This is a genomic window from Actinacidiphila guanduensis (assembly GCF_900103985.1).
GTDB classification, from domain to species: Bacteria; Actinomycetota; Actinomycetes; order Streptomycetales; family Streptomycetaceae; genus Actinacidiphila; species Actinacidiphila guanduensis.
Window position 1 is genome coordinate 274,174 of record NZ_FNIE01000009.1, and the last position, 19,251, is coordinate 293,424.

The window sequence follows — 19,251 nt, forward strand, 5'->3', positions numbered from 1 at the left end:
CCGACGGAGGGCTCCGCGAGCGCGATGGCGGGCTCCACGGTTCCGGGTCCGGGTGCGTTCCCGGCTGCCGGCGGGCGGGGCGGCACGGCCGTCCGCGCCGGTGCGAAGGAGTGCCCGTGGCATCCGGAACACCCGGAAGCCGCCCACGAGTCCTCGGTTTCCCGGGCGAGGACGCATGCTTGGGGTATGGACTTCCTCGGGGATCGGCGGGGGCCGGGTATGGCCGAGTTGACGGCGGCGGCCGCGCAGCCGCGCACCGCCGCGGCGCCGGACGGGCGCGGCGGCGAGCGGGACGCGCGGTCCGCGCCGGGTGGGCGGAACGTACGGGAGGCGCGGGTCGAACCGGACGCACGCGGCCGCGCGGGCGGCGGGACCTCGGTCCCGTACGGCCCGGTCGGCGCCGACCCTGCCGACGGCGCCGATCCTGCCGGCAGCGACGGCCGCGCCGACCGCCCGGCTCACCCGGACCGCGACGACCAGGTAGGCCGCGCGGGTCACGTGGACGGGGACGCGCATCCGGACCGCGCGGGTCACGCCGAGCGCCCGGGTGACGGCGGCCCGGACGGCCATGCCGGCAGCGACGATCGCGGTGACCGCGAGGGTCACGTGGGCCACTTGGGTCACGCCGACCGCACAGACGCCACCGATCGCACGGGTACCGGCGACCGCGGTGGTCACGACGGTCACCCGGGTCACGTCGAGCCCGGTCACGGCGGGGCATCGGGGCGCACCGAGCGCTCCGATCCGGCCCGCCGCGCTGCCGACACGGCCCGCGCCGACGGCTTCGCCGCAGGTGGCGGCGGCCCGGATAACGCTTCGGTGCAGAAGTACGACCGCGATGCAACGGAACGCGCGGCGGCGAGGCACCATGGAAGGATGCGCGACGTCGACAGCCCTGCCATCGGTGCTCTCGTCCGCCGTGCCGTGGACGGCGATCAGCGGGCCACGCACGACCTGCTCGCCGCCGTGCACCCCCTGGCCGAGCGGTACTGCCGCACCCGGCTGGCCCGACTCCCGGGTGACGCGCGGCACTTCGTGGACGACCTCGCGCAGGAGGTCTGCCTGGCCGTCCTGTGCGCCCTGCCGCGCTACCGCGACCTGGGCCGGCCGTTCGAGGCGTTCGTGGTCTCCATTGCGGCCCACAAGATCGCCGACCTGCAGCGCGCCGCCATGCGCGGCCCCGGCAGCACCGCGGTGCCCTCCGACGAGATGCCCGAGAAGCCGGACGACTCGCTGGGCCCCGAGGAGCGCGCGCTGCTCAACAGCGACGCCGCCTGGGCCCGCAAGCTGCTCACCCGGCTGCCGGACCACCTGCGCGAACTGGTGCTGCTGCGGGTCGCCGTGGGCCTGAGCGCGGAGGAGACCGGGCAGATGCTCGGCATGTCGCCGGGCGCCGTACGGGTGGCCCAGCACCGGGCGCTCAGCCGGCTGCGGGCCATTGCCGAGGAGTCGGGGGCCGCGGTCACCCGCGACGCGGGGCTGAGCGCCTGAACCGGGCCCGAACCGGGACCGTCCCTGTTCCGGCGCGATCCCGGGCGCGTCCCGGCGCATCGTGCGGCGTCCCCGGGGTGTCCCCGGGTGTCGTGGCGGCACCGCGCAAGGGCCCCGCACCCGACACGACCAGGCAGTCCGGGGAATACCGGATGACCCTCTACCATTGAACAACTCGCCGGGCAAGACCATTCGGGAAGGTGCCATGTCGCTGAACGCCGACGGAGTAGCCGAGAAGTTCGCCACCCTCGGGCTGACCTACGACGATGTGCTGCTGCTTCCGGGGGCCTCGTCCGTGCTGCCGAACGAGGTGGACACCTCCTCCCTGATCTCCCGCAACGTGCGGGTGAACATCCCGCTGCTCTCCGCCGCCATGGACAAGGTCACCGAGGCCCGGATGGCGATCGCCATGGCCCGGCAGGGCGGCGTCGGCGTGCTGCACCGCAACCTGTCGATCGAGGACCAGGTCAGCCAGGTCGACCTGGTCAAGCGCTCGGAGTCCGGGATGGTCTCCGACCCGATCACCGTCCGGCCCGAGGCCACCCTCGCCGAGGCCGACGCGCTGTGCGCCCGGTTCCGGATCAGCGGCGTGCCCGTCACCGACGCGTCGGGCCGGCTGCTCGGCATCGTCACCAACCGCGACATGGCCTTCGAGTCCGACCGCGACCGCCAGGTGCGCGAGGTCATGACGCCGATGCCGCTGGTCACCGGCAAGGTCGGCATCTCCGGCGCGGACGCCATGGGCCTGCTGCGCCGGCACAAGATCGAGAAGCTGCCGCTGGTGGACGACGAGGGCCGGCTCAAGGGCCTGATCACCGTCAAGGACTTCGTCAAGGCCGAGCAGTACCCGCACGCAGCCAAGGACGCGGACGGCCGGCTGCTGGTCGGCGCGGCCGTGGGCGCCAGCCCCGAGGCGCTGGAGCGCGCGCAGGCGCTGGCCGCCGCAGGCGTGGATTTCCTGGTCGTGGACACCTCGCACGGCCACAACAGCAACGCGCTGGACTGGATGGCCAAGATCAAGTCCAACGTCGCCGTGGACGTCGTCGGCGGCAACATCGCCACCCGCGACGGCGCCAAGGCGCTGCTGGACGCAGGCGTGGACGGCGTGAAGGTCGGCGTCGGCCCCGGCTCCATCTGCACCACCCGGGTGGTCGCCGGCATCGGCGTGCCGCAGGTCACCGCGATCTACGAGGCCGCGCAGGTCTGTCTGGAGGCCGGCGTCCCGGTCATCGGCGACGGCGGCCTGCAGTACAGCGGCGACATCGGCAAGGCGCTGGCCGCGGGCGCGAGCAGCGTCATGCTCGGCAGCCTGCTCGCCGGGTGCGAGGAGTCGCCGGGCGAGCTGCTCTTCATCAACGGCAAGCAGTTCAAGTCCTACCGCGGCATGGGTTCGCTGGGCGCCATGCAGTCCCGCGGCCAGGGCCGCTCCTACAGCAAGGACCGCTACTTCCAGGCCGAGGTCGCCTCCGACGACAAGCTCGTGCCCGAGGGCGTGGAGGGCCAGGTGCCGTTCCGCGGCCCGCTGTCCGCCGTCCTGCACCAGCTCGTCGGCGGCCTGCGCCAGACCATGGGCTACGTGGGCGCGGCCACGATCTCCGAGATGGAGTCCAAGGGGCGCTTCGTGCGCATCACGGCGGCGGGCCTGAAGGAGTCCCACCCGCACGACATCCAGATGACGGTGGAGGCCCCCAACTACCACGGCTGAGGCCGCGCGGGGGGCGGTTCCCCGCCGCGGGGTCCTGTCCCGTGCCCGGCCGCGGGCCGGCGTTCTCGCGCAGTTCCTCCGCCTCAGCTTCGCCAGGGAGGCAGCCCCGCGCCCCTTCGGGCGCGGGTTCCCGCCGTGCGGCTGAAATAATGGGCTCCTCGTTGAGAGAGAGGCGTGGATGTGACTGAGATCGAGATCGGGCGGGGCAAGCGGGGGCGCAGGGCGTACGCGTTCGACGACATCGCCGTGGTGCCGAGCCGGCGGACCCGGGACCCCGAGGAGGTCTCGATCGCGTGGCAGATCGACGCGTACCGCTTCGAGCTGCCGTTCCTCGCCGCGCCCATGGACTCCGTGGTCTCGCCGGAGTCGGCGATCCGGATCGGCAACCTCGGGGGGCTCGGCGTGCTCAACCTCGAAGGGCTGTGGACCCGTTACGAGGACCCCGAGCCGCTGCTCGCCGAGATCGCCGAGGTGGACGACGCCCGCGCGACCAGCCGGCTGCAGGAGATCTACGCCGCGCCGATCCGCGAGGAGCTGATCGGGCAGCGGATCAAGGAGGTCCGCGACGCCGGGGTGGTCACGGCCGCGGCCCTGTCCCCGCAGCGCACCGCGCAGTTCTCCAAGGCCGTGGTGGACGCGGGCGTGGACCTGTTCGTGATCCGCGGCACCACCGTCTCCGCCGAGCACGTCAGCGGGTCGCACGAGCCGCTGAACCTCAAGCAGTTCATCTACGAGCTGGACGTCCCGGTGATCGTCGGCGGCTGCGCCACCTACACCGCGGCCCTGCACCTGATGCGCACCGGCGCGGCGGGCGTGCTCGTCGGCTTCGGCGGCGGCGCCGCCCACACCACCCGCAACGTGCTCGGCATCCAGGTGCCGATGGCCACCGCGGTGGCCGACGTGGCCGCGGCCCGGCGCGACTACATGGACGAGTCCGGCGGCCGCTACGTGCACGTCATCGCCGACGGCGGCTTCGGCGCCAGCGGCGACCTGCCCAAGGCGATCGCCTGCGGCGCCGACGCGGTGATGATGGGCTCCCCGCTGGCCCGCGCGGTGGACGCGCCCGGCCGCGGCTTCCACTGGGGCATGGAGGCGGTCAACGTCGAACTGCCGCGCGGCAAGCGGATGAACCTGGGCACCGCGGGCACCACCGAGGAGATCCTGCTCGGCCCCTCGCACGCCCCCGACGGCTCGATGAACCTCTTCGGCGCCCTGCGCCGGTCGATGGCCACCACCGGCTACTCCGACCTGAAGGAGTTCCAGCGCGTCGAGGTCACCGTCTCCCCGACCCACCACCGCTGAGCACCGCTTCCGCAAGCAGCGCGAGCGCGAAGGGCCCGTACCGGCGGACGGTACGGGCCCTTCGCGCGTGCGGTCCTCGCGGGTGGGCGGGCCGGCGCCTCGCCTCGACGCGCAGCCGCGGCACCGGCTTTTCGGGTCAGCTCTCGCCGACCCGCTTGGCCAGGCCGAAGCCGACCACCGCGGCCAGCGCGAGGAAGATGAAGCGGGCCGCGCTGAAGTCGGCCTTCCACGCCTTCCACAGGTCGCCGAAGTGGTGGAAGAAGATGTCGGTGACCGACAGGCTCACGCCGTGCTGGTCGGCGTAGTGGCTGATCACCAGGGCGCCGCCGAACAGCTCGCCGAAGATCACCGAGCCGAGGGCGACCAGGCCCGCGACGAAGGGCAGCGCCACGTTGCGGCCGCCGGCCTTGCCCACCGCGAAGCCGATCAGCGCGCCCACCGCGATGGCCGCGTAGTGGAACTCGGTGGTGGTGCCGTCGTCCTTGGCGAGCGCGCGCAGCAGGCCGCCGTAGGCGAGCGCGGCGACGACGGCCGCGACCACGCCGGCCACCACGCCCAGGCCCACGTTCTCGCGCCGGGCGGCGACCACCGGCGGCGGGTAGGCGGCGGCGTTGAAGCCGGGCTGGGCCGGGGCGCCGTAGGGCGCCTGCGGCGGGGCCGCGTACGGGTTCTGGCCGGCCGGCGGTTGCGGCGGCGGCGGGAAGTTGGCGCTCATGGAGGTTCCCCCGAAGGTGACGAGCTGTGAGAAGACGGGACGTCGCCGCCGGCCGAAGAGGTGCCGGCGGGATCACGATGACGCCGAAATCTAGCAGGCAGGGGCGACAATCGGACAAGACGATTCATCCGGTCGTTACAGGACCACGACACCGTCACCGCCCCGGTCCATCCCCCCTGCCCGCAGCGCCACTTGTGCCCCACCGGCCCCGGCGCCGCACCCCGTCCGGCACCGCGGCGAACGAGCGTGTCAGGGTCTGGCGGCCGAGCCGGATGTGCCGGACAGGCCCTAGAGCCGCGCCGCCGCCCCCGCCGGGGTCGCGCCCCTGGTGTCCAGCATCAGCTGGGCCTTCACCGCCAGGCCCTGCAGGTCGTAGGTGCGGTGGTGCTGGAGCAGCAGCGTCAGGTCGGCCTCGGCGGCCGCCTCCCACAGGGAGTCCGCGCGCGGCACCGGGCGGTCGAGCACCCGCCACTGCGGGACGTAGGGGTCGTGGTAGCAGAGCTGGGCGCCCAGTTCGAGCAGCCGGGCGCCGATCTCGCGGGCGGGCGCGCCCTCCTGGTCGGCGAGGTCGGCCTTGTAGGTGACGCCGAGCAGGAGCACCCGGGCCCCGCGCAGCGACTTGCCGTGCTCGTTGAGCAGGGCGGCCGCGCGCTGGACGACGTAGCGCGGCATCCGGCCGTTGACCTCCTGGGCCAGCTCGACCATCCGCATCGGGTGGCCGGGGGTGCGCGGGCGGCCGGTGCTGGAGCCGGTGGCGAAGTGCGGTGCCGCGTTGGGGTCCAGCGGCACCGAGTGGCCGCCGACGCCGGGCCCGGGCCGGAACGCCTGGAAGCCGAACGGCTTGGTCTCCGCGCAGCGGATCACGTCCCACAGGTCCACGCCGAGGTCGTGGCAGAAGACCGCCATCTCGTTGGCGAAGGCGATGTTGACGTGCCGGTAGTTGGTCTCCAGCAGCTTGACCGCCTCGGCCTCGCGCGGCCCGCGGGCCCGTACCACCCGCTCGGCGAGCCGCCCGTAGAAGGCCGCGGCCGCCTCCGTGCAGGCGGGGGTGAGGCCGCCGACCACCTTGGGGGTGTTGGCGAGGTGGAAGTCGCGGTTGCCCGGGTCGAGCCGGCCGGGGGAGTAGGCGAGGTGGAAGTCGCGCCCGGCGCGCAGCCCGCCGGCCTCCAGCAGCGGCCGCAGGTACTCCTCGGTGGTGCCCGGGTAGACCGGCGACTCCAGCACCACCGTGGTGTGCGGGCGCAGGTGCTCGGCGAGGGTGCGGGCGGCCGCGGTGACCGCGGACAGGTCCAGCGTGTGGTCCTCGCCGAGCGGGGCGGGCGCGCAGACCACGGCGGTGCGCACCCGGCCGAGCACCGCCGGGTCGCAGCTCGCGCGGAAGCCGCAGGCGAGCATCCGGCGCAGGTCGGCGGCGGCCAGGGCGCCGGGCGGCACCCGGCCGGCGTTGATGTCGGCGACGACGGTGGGATCGGGGTCGTACCCGATGACGCCGATGCCCGCGGCGGTGGCCGCCTGGGCGAGGGGGAGTCCGGTGTGGCCGAGTCCCATCACGGCGAGGTCAGCGGGCATGGGTGGCGGTCCTCTCCCTGGAGCCGACCGCCGGGGGACCCACGGATGGGCTCACCGGCGGCTTCAAAACAGGCTAACCAGACAAATGGCTGATATGACCGCACGGCGCGCCGGTCGGAACCGGTCTCCGGTACCCGTCCGCGTTGGCCGCGCGAGCCCGGGCAGGCCACTATCGAGAAGAGCGCAAGGATCACGCAACGGATCGCGATCGTCCGGCGGCGCTGTCCCGGACGCAGTCACGGAGGCACGGATGCGTACGACGTCACTCGGCCCCGCAGAGCGGGAGCACGCCCTCGCCCGGATGGCGGAGCACGAACTCGACATCCTGGTGGTGGGCGGCGGCGTGGTCGGCGCGGGCACCGCGCTGGACGCGGCCACCCGCGGCCTGACCGTGGGCCTGGTCGAGGCCAGGGACTGGGCGGCCGGCACCTCCAGCCGGTCCAGCAAACTCATCCACGGCGGCCTGCGCTACCTGGAGATGCTGGACTTCGCCCTGGTCAGGGAGGCGCTGAAGGAGCGCGGCCTGCTGCTGGAGCGGCTCGCCCCGCACCTGGTCAAACCGGTGCCCTTCCTCTACCCGCTCCAGCACCGCGGCTGGGAGCGGCTCTACGCGGGCAGCGGTGTCGCGCTCTACGACGCGATGTCCGTCTCCTCCGGGCACGGCCGCGGCCTGCCCGTGCACCGCCACCTCAGCCGCCGGCACGCCCTGCGGGTCGCCCCCGCGCTGCGCAAGGACGCCCTGGTCGGCGCCCTGCAGTACTACGACGCGCAGGTGGACGACGCCCGCCTGGTCGTCACCCTGGTGCGCACCGCCGCCTCCTACGGCGCCGTGGTCGCCAACCAGGCCCGCGTCACCGGTTTCCTGCGCGAGGGCGAGCGGGTGGTCGGCGCCCGGGTGCAGGACCTGGAGGCCGGCGGGGAGTACGAGGTGCGGGCCCGCCAGGTGGTCAACGCCACCGGCGTCTTCACCGACGACACCCAGGCGCTCATCGGCGAGCGCGGCCAGTTCCACGTCCGCGCGTCCAAGGGCATCCACCTGGTGGTGCCCAAGGACCGCATCCACTCCACCACCGGCCTGATCCTGCGCACCGAGAAGAGCGTGCTGTTCGTGATCCCGTGGGGCCGGCACTGGATCGTCGGCACCACCGACACCGACTGGGACCTGGACAAGGCGCACCCGGCCGCCTCCAGCGCCGACATCGACTACCTGCTCGAACACGTGAACTCCGTGCTGTCCACCCCGCTGACCAGGGACGACGTCCAGGGCGTCTACGCGGGCCTGCGGCCGCTGCTGGCCGGGGAGTCCGACGCGACCAGCAAGCTGTCGCGCGAGCACACCGTCGCCCACCCGCTGCCCGGCCTGGTGGTCGTCGCGGGCGGCAAGTACACCACCTACCGGGTGATGGCCAAGGACGCGGTGGACGAGGCCGTGCACGGCCTGGACCGGCGGGTGGCGCCCTGCTGCACCGAGGACGTGCCGCTGCTGGGCGCCGAGGGCTACCAGGCCATGTGGAACGCCCGGGCCACCACCGCCGCCCGCACCGGCGTGCACGTCGCCCGGGTGGAGCACCTGCTCAACCGGTACGGCACCCTCGCCGACGAGGTGCTGGCGCTGATCGCCGAGGACCCCTCGCTCGGCGAGCCGCTGCCGGCCGCCGACGACTACCTGCGGGCGGAGATCGTCTACGCGGCCGCCGCCGAGCAGGCCCGCCACCTGGAGGACGTGCTGACCCGCAGGACGCGTATCTCCATCGAGACCTTCGACCGCGGCACCGGCAGCGCCCGGGCCGCCGCCGAGTTGATGGCGCCGGTGCTCGGCTGGGGCCAGGACCAGGTGGACCGCGAGGTCGCGTACTACGAGAAGCGGGTCGAGGCCGAGCGCGAGTCCCAACTCCAGCCCGACGACCAGACCGCGGACGCCGCGCGGTTGGGGGCGCCGGATATCGTGCCCCTCTAGGTGCACCCACACCTGGGCGCGAGGACCGGCGCGCCCGCGGGGGATCGGAAGGGCACGGAATGGTCGGACACGGCGACGAAGGGCGGCTCGTCGCGGGCCGCTACCGGCTGCTCGAGCGGATCGGCCGGGGCGGGATGGGGACGGTCTGGCGGGCCGAGGACGAGCTGCTCGGCCGCCAGGTGGCGGTCAAGAAGCTGCACCCGCCGCAACCGCACATGGACGACGAGGAGTTGGCCACCCTCTTCGAGCGCACCCGGCGCGAGGCCCGGGCCGCCGCCCGGATCAGCCACCCCAACGTCGTCGTCGTGCACGACGTGGTGGACGACGAGGGGCTGCCCTCCATCGTCATGGAGTACGTGCCCTCGGAGACGCTGGGGGAGCGGCTGAAGGCCAAGGGGCCGCTGCCGCCCACCGAGGCGGCCCGGATCGGCCGCGGCATGATCGCCGCGCTGCGCGCCGCCCACCGCGCGGGCGTGCTGCACCGCGACGTCAAGCCCGGCAACGTGCTGCTCGGCGACGGCGGGGAGGGCGGCGAGGCGGGCCCCCGCGTGGTGCTCACCGACTTCGGCATCGCCCAGGCGTCGGGCACCTCCACGCTCACCCGCACCGGCGAACTCATCGGCTCCATCGACTTCCTGAGCCCGGAACGGATCCGCGGCGCGCTGCCCGGGCCCGAGGCGGACCTGTGGGCCCTGGGCGCGACGCTCTACCAGGCCGTGGAGGGCGTCTCGCCCTTCCGCCGGCCCACCGCGATCGAGACCGCGTACGCCATCGCCGAGGACCCGGTCCGCCCGCCCGAGCACGCCGGGGCGCTCGCCGACGTCATCGCCGGCCTGCTCGCCAAGGAGCCCGCCGAACGGCTGTCGGCCGAGGACGCCGAGCGGATGCTGCGGATACCCGCGGCCGAGGCCGACACCGCGCTGGTCGACCGCGGCCGCTTCGAGTCGCCCCCGCAGGGCGACACCACCGCGCACCTGGGCACGCACCGCCAACTCCCGTACGGGCAGCCCGCCCCCGCCGGAAGCACCGCCCACACCACGGCCTACGGCTCCGCCCACTCCGGCGGCGGCCCGTACGCCCCGGTCACAGGGCCCGTCCACATCGGCCCGCCCGGGCCGTCCGGCCCGCAGCAGCCCGCCGCCCGCCCCCGCCGGCGGGTCGCGCCGTGGCTGGCGGGCATCGCCGTGCTCGTCCTGCTCGCCGCCGGAGGGGCCCTGGCCGCACGGCACTTCCGCGGCGACAACGAGGCGAGCGACGGCGGCGGCACCGGCGGCCCCACCGGCAGCCCCAGCGCCCCCACCACCGCGCCCACTGCGCCCACCACGACACCGCCGCCCAGCTCCCCGCCGCCGGTCCCGGACGGCTACACCCTCGCCGGGCAGCCGGACCACGGCTACGCGCTGCCGGTGCCCGACGGCTGGACGAAGTCGGTGAAGAACGGCGGCGACGAGGTCGACTGGGTCGCGCCCGACGGCCTCGCGGGCCTGCGGGTCAACGCGCTGGACTTCGCCAGCACCGATCCGCTCCAGCACTTCGAGGAGCTGGAGCCCCAGACCCGCGAGCAGGTCGGCGACACCTACCACCGCCAGCGGATGGAGCGCACCACGGCCTTCGGCGACCCGGCCGCGCTGTGGGAGTTCACCTTCACCGGAACCGCACGCGACTGGCACGCCATCGACCTCGGCTTCGGCAAACCCGGGCAGCGCGAGTTCGCCATCTACCTGTCGGCCCCTCAGGACGACTGGCAGCAGGAACTGCCGGTGTTCAACACGGCCGTGGCCGGCTTCCGGCAGACCGGCTGAGCCCTCGCGGTTCGCCACCACCCTTCCGATTCGGGGATGATGGGCACTCACACATCCCCCACAAGCCGGCGGCAGCAGACAGTGCAGAGGTCATCCATGAGCGAGGTCGAAGGTATCGACGGGCGCCTGCTGGCGGACCGGTACCGCCTCGAAAGCGTGCTCGGCAAGGGCGGCATGGGCACGGTGTGGCGCGCGGTCGACGAGACCCTGGGCCGCAACGTGGCGGTCAAGGAGCTGCGCTTCCCCGGCAACACCGACGAGGACGAGAAGCGCCGCCTGGTCACCCGCACCCTGCGCGAGGCCAAGGCGACCGCCCGGATCCGCAACACCGGCGCCATCACCGTCTTCGACGTCGTCAAGGAGGACGACCGGCCCTGGATCGTCATGGAGCTGATCGAGGGCCGCTCGCTCGCCGACGCCATCCGCGAGGACGGCCCGCTCACCCCCAAGCGCGCCGCCGAGGTCGGCCTGGTGCTGCTCGACGTGCTGCGGGCCGCGCACGCCGAGGGCATCCTGCACCGCGACGTCAAGCCGTCCAACGTGCTGCTCGCCGACCGCGGCCCGGCGGCCGCCGGGGGGCAGGAGGGCGGCCGGGTGGTGCTCGGCGACTTCGGCATCGCCCAGATCGACGGCGACCCCTCGGTCACCTCCACCGGCATGCTCGTCGGCGCGCCCTCGTACATCTCGCCCGAGCGGGCCCGCGGCCAAAAACCCGGGCCGCCGGCCGACCTGTGGTCGCTGGGCGCGCTGCTGTACGCCTGCGTCGAGGGCCACCCGCCCTACGACAAGGGATCGGCCATCGCCACGCTGACCGCGGTGATGACCGAGCCGGTCGGCCCGATGCGCAACGCGGGGCCGCTCGCCGAGGTGATCACCGGGCTGCTGGCCAAGGACCCGGCCCAGCGGCTGGACGAGGCCGGCGCCCGCGCGCTGCTGACCAAGGTCGCCGCCATGCCCGACCGCCCGGTCGCGCCCCCGGCGGACGCCACCGCCACCGCCACGCTGCCCGCCGACCCCCAGCCCACCCCCACCGACGCGCCCCCCGCCGCCCGGCAGGCCGCCCTCGACCAGGCCAGGGCCCGCGAGGCGCTGCGCGCCCTGCGCCAGGCCGGCGGCGACCGCAAGGCCGCCAGGACCGCGCGGACCGAGAAGGCCCCCGAACCCGGTACCCCCGCCGGCGGGGTGCCGGCGCCCCCGCGCGCCCCGCTCAGCGACGTGGTGCCGCGCCGCACCCTGGTGATCGCCGCCGTCGTGCTCGCCCTCGCGCTGATCGGCACCGTCATAGGCATCGCCGTCGCCAACTCCGGCGGCGGCAGCGGCGGCAAGGGCGGCGACGGGGCCACCAAGGGCCCGGGCACCGGCAGTTCGCAGAGCACCAAGGGCACGGGCAAGGACGGCCGGAACGGCAAGGCCGACTCCACCGACCTCGGCGCGCCCGCCCCGGCCGACCCCACCACCGCGGCGACGACGGCGGCCACCACGGCGGCCGAGTCCCCCGCCGGCCCCGCGCTGCCGCCCGGCTGGCACACGTACCGCGACAGCGAGGGCTTCTCGATCGCGCTGCCCAAGGGCTGGAAGCGGATCGGCAACAACGGCTTCGGCAGCGGCAGCCGCTTCGGCCCCTCCGCGAACAGCACCCTCAACCTGCTCGTCGACTGGACCCACACGCCCGGCAAGAGCGCGCTGGGCGACTGGCAGAGGTCCGATCGCAACGCGCGCGACGGCGGCATGCCCGACTACCACCTCGTCCATCTGGGCCCGGCCGATTACCGCGGCTACGACGCCGCCGACTGGGAGTACAAGCGGTCCCAGGCGGGTAAGCCCGTACATGTCCTGGACCGGGGCATGGTGACCGGCCCGGGGCACGGCTACGCCATCATGCTGACCACCCCCGCGGGGGACTGGGGCGACGCCGCGAACTCCCTGGCCCTCGAGAGGTTCTTCGCAACCTTCAAACCGGCGAAGTAGCGGCGCCGAAGCACGTATGGTGAGGAGATGCGGACTGTCCGCAGCCGCGATGTGAGCGCGGCGGGACGGAAAGCAGAAGGAAAGCGACCGGACGCGACCGTTTCGCGCCGGAGGACGCAGGGGCCGGGAAGGGGGGCGCCGTGGAGGAATACGCAGGGCGGGTGCTCGCCGACCGGTACCGGCTGCCCCGGCCGCCGGCCGACGGCTTCGAGCTGGTGGAGACCCGCGCCTTCGACACCTACAGCGGCCAGGAGGTCCTGGTCCACCAGGTGCTGCTGCCCGAGGTCGTCTCGGCCGAACTCCTGGACGGCGAGGGCGGGCCCGACAGCGCCGACGGGCTCGGCGAGAGCGCCCGCCGCGCCCTGGACGCGGCCCGCACCGCCGCCGCGATACCGGACCACCCGCGCCTGGTGCAGGTCTTCGACATCTTCGTCGAGGACGGCAGCCTGTGGATCGCGAGCGAACTGGTGTCCGCCCGCCCGCTGGCCGCGTTACTGGCCGAACGCCCGCTGGACGCCTACCGCGCCGCCGAGGTCGCCTCCGACGTGCTCACCGCGCTGCGCGCCCTGCACGCCAATGGCTGGACCCACCGCAACGTCACCGCCGGCACCGTCCTGGTCTGCGACGACGGCCGGGCCATGCTCGGCGGCCTGGCCGCGGGAGCCGCCCAGGAGGCCCTGTGCGGCTACGACCCGCTGCCCGAGCAGGTGCTCGCCGGCGGCGCCGAACCCGGCTGGCACGGGCCGCAGTCCGCGCTGGAGCAGGAGCGGGCCCGGCAGAACCGGATCACCGTCGTCGGCGCCCTCACCGAGCGCTGGGCACCCGAGCAGGCGCACGAGGTGCACGAGAACTGGCGGCTGTCCCCGCCGGTCGGCCCGGCCGCCGACCTGTGGGCGCTGGGCGCCCTGCTCTTCCGCAGCGTGCAGGGCCACCCGCCGTACCCCGAGGAGAGCGCCGCCGAGCTGGTGCAGCTGGTCTGCGCCGAGCCGCCCGCCTTCGCCGAGGACTGCGGGCCGCTGCGGCCGGTGGTCGAGTCGCTGCTGCGGCCCGACCCCGAGGAGCGGCCCGAGGCCGAGGAACTGGGCGGCTGGCTGCGCTCGCTGATCCGCTCCGCGCCCGAGCCCGACCTCGGCACCGCCACCGTCCAGGTCCCCGCCGACCCGGCCCGGCTGCCGGTCAAGCGCCGCCGCGGCGAGCTGGTGCGCCGCAGGCGCCGCTCCTCCGACGAGGGCGCCCAGCACCGCAGGCACGCCCGCGGCAAGACCGCCCGCGCGACCCGCGCCCCCAAGCAGGCCAAGCCGGCCAAGCCCGCGCCCCTTCCCCGGCCGGGCAAGGCGGCGCCCGTACGGCCCGAAGCCCCGGCCCGCCCGGCCCGTTCGGAGGCCCGCACCTCCGTGCACCACAGCGGCCCGGCCGCGGCCGCCCGCGCGCACATCCACGAGGACGACGTCGTCTACCGCCGGCCCGGCGGCACCGAGGCGGCCTCCCCGCGCCGGCTCGGCCTGCGGCTGCTCATCGCGGTGCTGCTGATCCTCGCCGCCGTGGTGGCCTACGCGCTGCTGGTCATGCCGCACCGCGGCACCTCCGACACCGGGCAGCCCGACCGCAGCGTGCCCGCCCGCATGCCGGGGCCCGGCGGCGGCTCCGGGAACGACGGCAAGGCGGCCACCAAGACGCCCAAGCCGCGCAGCACCCCCGCGACGCACCCCACCACCAAGGCCGCGGCGCCGCCCGCCAAGCCCCCGGCGAACACCCCCGCCCTCGGCCCGGACTTCGCGCTGCACCACGACGCCGACGGCTTCAGCGTCGCCGTCCACAAGGGCTGGGCGCGCACCGGGCGCAACGGCAAGGACGAGGTCCGCTTCAGCGGCGACGACCTGCAGCTGACCGTCGTCCCCGGCCGCGACTCCGCCGGCTCCTACGGCACCGACCCGGTCGCCTACCAGTTGAACGAGGCCGAACTCGCCGACTTCCGCGCCTCCTCCTGGTCCTCCGCCTCCGGGCTGCAGTCCCTCACGCTCGACGGGCACCCGGCCGCCGAGGGCGAGTACACCTACCGCGACTCCAGCGGCCAGGGCATCTACGCCCGCAACCTGGCGATCCTCATCGACGGGAAGTACCACGTGGTGCTCGTCACCGGCCTGGACAGCCAGCGGGCGGACGTCCAGCAGGCGTTCGACAAGGCCGTGGAGACGTACACCGCGGGCTGAGCACGCGCGGGCAGCGGGCCGGACGCGGACCGTCCGGTCGTCGGCAGGATGGACGGCGCCGCGCGCCGCGCTCGGCCGGCACCCCCGCCCAGGCCGGCCCGTGCTCGGTCGTCCGGCCCCGTGACCTGCGCCGATCCCGATCATGCCACCGGCTGCTGGCGTGATTGTGCCCCTTCCGTGAAAGGTTGCTACTGACGGGTATGCGGCAGGGGCCGCCCGCCGTACCCTCACCGGCATGACGGATTCGCCGGACCGCACCGCACCCCGCACCGACGCCGACGGCGCCGTGGGCAACCCCGTCGCGCCCGCCCCGGCCGTCGCGCGCGGCCCCCGCGACGTGGTGACGCCCGAGCTGGTCGCCCACCTGACCCGCGGCGTCCTCGGCTCCGGCCGGACCGCGAACCACACCCCGCTGACCGGCGAACTGCTCGCAGAGCTGCCCGAGGCCGGGCCCGAGGACGTCGCCGAGGCGTACCGGCGGGCCCGCGCCGCGCAGGCCGGGTGGGCGGCGGCCTCGCCGCGCGAGCGGGGCCGGGTGCTGCTGCGCTTCCACGACCTGCTGATGCGCCGGCAGGACGAGGTGCTGGACCTGATCCAGCTGGAGACCGGCAAGGCCCGGCTGCACGCCCACGAGGAAGTGGAGATCGTGGCGATCGCCGCCCGGCACTACGGCCTCAAGGCCCCCGCCTACCTGCGGGCCCGCCGGCACGCCGGGGCGCTGCCCGCGCTCACCAAGGTCGTCGAGCTGCACCACCCGCGCGGGGTGGTCGGCCAGATCGCGCCCTGGAACTACCCGCTGGAGCTGTCGGTCGGCGACGCGCTGCCCGCCCTCGCGGCCGGCAACGCGCTGGTGACCAAGCCCGACACCGAGACCGCGCTCACCGCGCTGTGGGCCCGCCGGCAGCTGATCGAGGCCGGACTGCCCGAGGACGTCTGGCAGATGGTCATCGGCGAGGGCCCCGTCGTGGGCCCGGCGGTCGTGGCGCACGCCGACTACGTCTCCTTCACCGGCTCCACCCGCACCGGCCGCGAGGTGGCGCTGGGCGCGGCCGCCCGGCTGGTCGGCGCCTCGCTCGAACTCGGCGGCAAGAACGCGCTGCTGGTGCTCGCCGACGCCGACCTGGACAGGGCCGCCGAGGGCGCGGTGCGGGCCTGCTTCTCCTCCGCGGGCCAGCTGTGCATCTCGATGGAGCGGCTCTACGTGCACGAGTCGGTGGCCGGCGCCTTCCTCGACCGCTTCACCGCCCGCACCCGCGCGCTGCCGCTGGGCACCGCGCTCGCCTACGGCGCCGGGATGGGCTCGCTCGCCGGCGAGCGCCAACTGGCCACCGTCACCCGGCACGTGGAGGAGGCCCGGGAGAAGGGCGCCACCGTGGTCACCGGCGGCCGGCACCGCCCCGACATCGGTCCCTACGTCTACGAGCCGACGATCCTGGAGGGCGTGCAGCCGCCGATGGCGGTGTGCGCCGAGGAGACCTTCGGCCCCGTCGTCTCGGTCTACCGCTTCCGCGACGAGGACGAGGCGGTGCGGCTGGCCAACGCCACCGCCTTCGGCCTCAACTCCAGTGTGTGGAGTCGCGATCCGCGCCGCGCCCGGCGGATCGCCGCCCGTCTGCAGTCGGGCACCGTCAACATCAACGAGGCGTACGGGGCGGCGTACGGCAGCGTGCGCGCGCCCATGGGCGGGATGAAGGACTCCGGGCTCGGCCGCCGGCACGGCGCGGAGGGGATCATGAAGTACACCGAGGCGCAGACGATCGCCACTCAGCGGATCATGCCCCTCGGCCCGGCCTTCGGCATGTCGGACGAGACCTACGCGAACCTGGTCGGCCGCTCGCTGCGGCTGATGAAGGCGCTCCGCCTGCGCTGACCCGCGCCCCGAACCGCCCGCGCCCGCACCGACGTTCGGAAGGACCACCGTGGCACACGAGGAAGGCGGCACCGGCCCCGAGGAGGACGGCGCCGCGTACGACTACGACGTGATCGTCGTCGGCTCCGGCTTCGGCGGCTCGGTGTCCGCGCTGCGGCTGACCGAGAAGGGCTACCGGGTGGGCGTCCTGGAGGCCGGCCGCCGCTTCGCCCGCGAGGAGCTGCCGAAGAACTCCTGGGACCTGCGCAATTACCTGTGGGCGCCGGCCCTCGGCCTCTACGGCATCCAGCGCATCCACGTCCTGGGCAAGGTGCTGGTGCTGGCCGGCGCCGGGGTCGGCGGCGGCTCGCTGAACTACGCCAACACCCTCTACGTGCCGCCCGCCGCCTTCTTCCGGGACCGCCAGTGGGGCGGCATCACCGACTGGCAGGAGGAGCTGGCGCCCTACTACGACCAGGCCGAGCGGATGCTCGGGGTGCGGCTGAACCCCACCGTTACACCCTCGGACGTCCATCTGCGGGCCGCCGCCGAGAAGATGGGCGTCGGCGACACCTTCCACCTCGCCCCGGTCGGGGTGTTCTTCGGCGACGGCGAGGACGCCGGCGGGGTGCGCGCGGCCCCGGGCGAGGAGGTACCCGACCCGTACTTCGGCGGCGTCGGCCCGAGCCGGCGGGCGTGCACCGAGTGCGGCGAGTGCATGACCGGCTGCCGGCACGGCGCCAAGAACACCCTCAACGAGAACTACCTCTACCTCGCCGAGCGCGCCGGCGCCCGGGTGCACCCCATGACGACCGTGCTGGAGGTCGCCGAGGACCCGGCCGGTGGCCACCGCGTGACCACCGCCCCCACCGACCGGCTGCGCGGCGGCCCCCGCCGGGTGCTGCGCTGCCGCCAGGTGGTGCTGGCCGCCGGCACCCACGGCACCCAGACCCTGCTGCACGCCATGCGCGACACCGGCCGGCTGCCGCACCTGTCGGACCGGCTCGGCGAGTTGACCCGTACCAACTCCGAGGCGCTGGTGGGCGCGCAGACCAGCGAGCGGCGCTACCGCAGGCGGCACCCGGACCGGCCGCTGGACTTCACCCGCGGGGTGGCGATCACCTCCTCGGTGCACCCCAACGACCACACGCACATCGAGCCGGTGCGCTACGGCCGCGGCTCCAACGCCATGGGCGGTCTGTCGGTCATGGCCGCGCCCTACGGGGGGCGGCTGCCGCGGTGGGCCGAGTTCGTGCTGGCCCACCTGCGGCACCCGGCGATCGCGCTGCGCTCGCTGTCGAAGGTCCGCTGGTCGGAGCGGACGATCATCGGACTGGTGATGCAGACCAGCGACAACTCGCTGACCACGTACCGCAAGCGGCGCGGCCCGGGCAAGGGGCGGCTGACCGCGCGGCAGGGCCACGGCACGCCGAACCCGGTGCACATCCCCGAGGGCGCGGCGGCGGCCCGGCTGCTCGCCGAGGAGATCAACGGCTTCGCGGGCAGCAACATCGGCGAGGCGACCGAGCGGCCCATGACCGCGCACTTTCTGGGCGGCTGCCCGATCGGGGCGGATGCCGCGAGCGGTGTGATCGACCCCTACCACCGGCTCTTCGGGCACCCGGGCATCCACGTCGTGGACGGCTCCGCGGTCTCGGCGAACCTCGGCGTCAACCCGTCGCTGACCATCACCGCGCAGGCCGAGCGGGCGATGGCGCTGTGGCCGAACAAGGGCGAGCCGGACCCGCGGCCCGCGCAGGGCACGGGGTACCGCAGGATCGCAGCGGTGCCGCCGGTCGCCCCGGTGGTGCCGGAGGAGGCGTTCGGCGCGCTCCGGCTGCCGCTGCTGCCCGTCCCGAAGGTGCCCAAAACGCCCTGAAGGCGCTGTAATGTGTACTCTCGCAGAGCGGCCGGCACCGGGCGTCCCCGGGTGCCGACCGCCTCTTTGAAGGCGCGACCGGGCTGCTGTCCCCTGCCGTCCGGCCACTTCCACCGGTGCGAGGTCCCACGGCGGCCGCACGACTGCGGTCGCCTCATCGCACCGGTCACACCCCGCCCAGCTGCGTCTGGGCGGTGTCCATATCCACGCGTGGTGTTGGGTTACCGCCCCTGGCTGGCACGGACACCTCGTCCAACGAAGGGGCCGCGGGCCGGTCACGTGCCGTTCGGGTGATCCCCCTCGAAAGGGTCCTTCCGGCGCCCGGGCAGAAACGGTCCGCCGGACCTGCCGGGCCGGATCGCGGGGCCCGCCGCGAACTTGCCGCCGGGCCCCGCCGAACCTGCGGCCGGACCCGCGGTCAGACGCGGCCGCGGCACAGCTCCAGCAGCGTCATTGCGAGCGCGGTGCCGGGCCGGCCGAGCGCGTCGCCGTACGCGCGCAGGATCTCCATCTCGCGGGCCAGGTGCACCCGGCGGCCGCCGGCGCCCATGCGGGCCTGCTGCACCTGCCCGGAGGCGGCCATCCGCTCGTGGACCAGCTCGATGATGCGGGTGTCCAGGGCGTCGATGCGCTGCCGGGCCTCGGCGATGACGCGCTCGGCGTCCTGGGGGAGGGTGTCGCTCACGGTGTGCTCCTCGGGTCGGTCGGTCAGGTGCGACCCCTTGCGACCCGGGCCCGGTCCGGCGGCGACCATGCAAGACGCCCCGGGCCGAGTGGCCCGGGGCGCCGTGGGAGGTCGCTTGG

12 protein-coding genes are annotated in these 19,251 nt (G+C 74.7%); 9 read left to right on the plus strand and 3 right to left on the minus strand.

What is annotated here, in order from left to right; all coding sequences use genetic code 11:
* The first annotated feature begins 876 nt into the window (after window positions 1-876).
* The 3 genes from shbA to BLR33_RS21320 all read left to right on the plus strand — a co-directional run bounded on the left by shbA (window position 877) and on the right by BLR33_RS21320 (window position 4,498).
* A complete protein-coding gene (gene shbA / locus BLR33_RS21310; protein ID WP_093786262.1) occupies window positions 877-1,491 on the plus strand; it encodes an RNA polymerase sigma factor ShbA in 615 nt (204 codons plus the stop codon).
* 205 nt (window positions 1,492-1,696) lie between these two features.
* A complete protein-coding gene (gene guaB / locus BLR33_RS21315) occupies window positions 1,697-3,196 on the plus strand; it encodes an IMP dehydrogenase (RefSeq protein WP_093786144.1) in 1,500 nt (499 codons plus the stop codon).
* A gap of 180 nt (window positions 3,197-3,376) precedes the next feature.
* A complete protein-coding gene (locus BLR33_RS21320) occupies window positions 3,377-4,498 on the plus strand; it encodes a GuaB3 family IMP dehydrogenase-related protein (protein WP_093786263.1) in 1,122 nt (373 codons plus the stop codon).
* A 136-nt stretch (window positions 4,499-4,634) separates the two neighbouring features.
* Here the strand turns inward: BLR33_RS21320 and BLR33_RS21325 are convergent, their stop codons facing one another.
* Window positions 4,635-5,213 carry a hypothetical protein gene (locus tag BLR33_RS21325; protein WP_093786145.1) on the minus strand — a complete coding sequence of 193 codons (579 nt, stop codon included), beginning with the start codon at window positions 5,211-5,213 and terminating at the stop codon, window positions 4,635-4,637.
* Window positions 5,214-5,501: 288 nt separating this feature from the next.
* Entirely contained in the window at window positions 5,502-6,782 is a 1,281-nt protein-coding gene (locus tag BLR33_RS21330) for a nucleotide sugar dehydrogenase (RefSeq protein WP_093786146.1), read from the minus strand.
* Window positions 6,783-7,032: 250 nt separating this feature from the next.
* Between BLR33_RS21330 and BLR33_RS21335 the strand changes: the two genes are divergently transcribed.
* The 6 genes from BLR33_RS21335 (at window position 7,033) to BLR33_RS21360 (ending at window position 18,447) form a co-directional block, all read left to right on the plus strand.
* Window positions 7,033-8,739, plus strand: coding sequence for a glycerol-3-phosphate dehydrogenase/oxidase (locus BLR33_RS21335; RefSeq protein WP_093786147.1), 1,707 nt, complete (start codon window positions 7,033-7,035; stop codon window positions 8,737-8,739).
* A 59-nt stretch (window positions 8,740-8,798) separates the two neighbouring features.
* On the plus strand, window positions 8,799-10,541 hold the full coding sequence (locus tag BLR33_RS21340) for a serine/threonine-protein kinase (RefSeq protein WP_093786148.1): 1,743 nt from the start codon (window positions 8,799-8,801) through the stop codon (window positions 10,539-10,541).
* 96 nt (window positions 10,542-10,637) lie between these two features.
* Window positions 10,638-12,509: a serine/threonine-protein kinase gene (locus BLR33_RS21345; RefSeq protein WP_093786149.1), complete on the plus strand. Its 1,872-nt coding sequence runs from the start codon at window positions 10,638-10,640 to the stop codon at window positions 12,507-12,509.
* A gap of 140 nt (window positions 12,510-12,649) precedes the next feature.
* On the plus strand, window positions 12,650-14,719 hold the full coding sequence (locus BLR33_RS21350; protein ID WP_093786150.1) for a serine/threonine protein kinase: 2,070 nt from the start codon (window positions 12,650-12,652) through the stop codon (window positions 14,717-14,719).
* 235 nt (window positions 14,720-14,954) lie between these two features.
* Window positions 14,955-16,589: a succinic semialdehyde dehydrogenase gene (locus tag BLR33_RS21355; RefSeq protein ID WP_093786151.1), complete on the plus strand. Its 1,635-nt coding sequence runs from the start codon at window positions 14,955-14,957 to the stop codon at window positions 16,587-16,589.
* A 49-nt stretch (window positions 16,590-16,638) separates the two neighbouring features.
* Window positions 16,639-18,447 (plus strand): GMC oxidoreductase, encoded by a 1,809-nt coding sequence (locus tag BLR33_RS21360; protein ID WP_093786152.1) that lies wholly within the window; start codon window positions 16,639-16,641, stop codon window positions 18,445-18,447.
* Window positions 18,448-18,865: 418 nt separating this feature from the next.
* On the opposite strand, the gene BLR33_RS21365 is transcribed toward BLR33_RS21360, so the two are convergent.
* Entirely contained in the window at window positions 18,866-19,132 is a 267-nt protein-coding gene (locus tag BLR33_RS21365; RefSeq protein WP_245771551.1) for a chorismate mutase, read from the minus strand.
* Window positions 19,133-19,251 lie beyond the last annotated feature (119 nt).

Excerpts from the sequence above, each read along its gene's own strand:
- guaB (WP_093786144.1), top strand. The coding sequence starts at position 1,697 with ATGTCGCTGAACGCCGACGGAGTAGCCGAGAAGTTCGCCACCCTCGGG.
- shbA (WP_093786262.1), top strand. The coding sequence starts at position 877 with ATGCGCGACGTCGACAGCCCTGCCATCGGTGCTCTCGTCCGCCGTGCC.
- BLR33_RS21345 (WP_093786149.1), top strand. The coding sequence starts at position 10,638 with ATGAGCGAGGTCGAAGGTATCGACGGGCGCCTGCTGGCGGACCGGTAC.
- BLR33_RS21330 (WP_093786146.1), bottom strand. The coding sequence starts at position 6,782 with ATGCCCGCTGACCTCGCCGTGATGGGACTCGGCCACACCGGACTCCCC.
- BLR33_RS21355 (WP_093786151.1), top strand. The coding sequence starts at position 14,955 with ATGACGGATTCGCCGGACCGCACCGCACCCCGCACCGACGCCGACGGC.
- BLR33_RS21335 (WP_093786147.1), top strand. The coding sequence starts at position 7,033 with ATGCGTACGACGTCACTCGGCCCCGCAGAGCGGGAGCACGCCCTCGCC.
- BLR33_RS21325 (WP_093786145.1), bottom strand. The coding sequence starts at position 5,213 with ATGAGCGCCAACTTCCCGCCGCCGCCGCAACCGCCGGCCGGCCAGAAC.
- BLR33_RS21340 (WP_093786148.1), top strand. The coding sequence starts at position 8,799 with ATGGTCGGACACGGCGACGAAGGGCGGCTCGTCGCGGGCCGCTACCGG.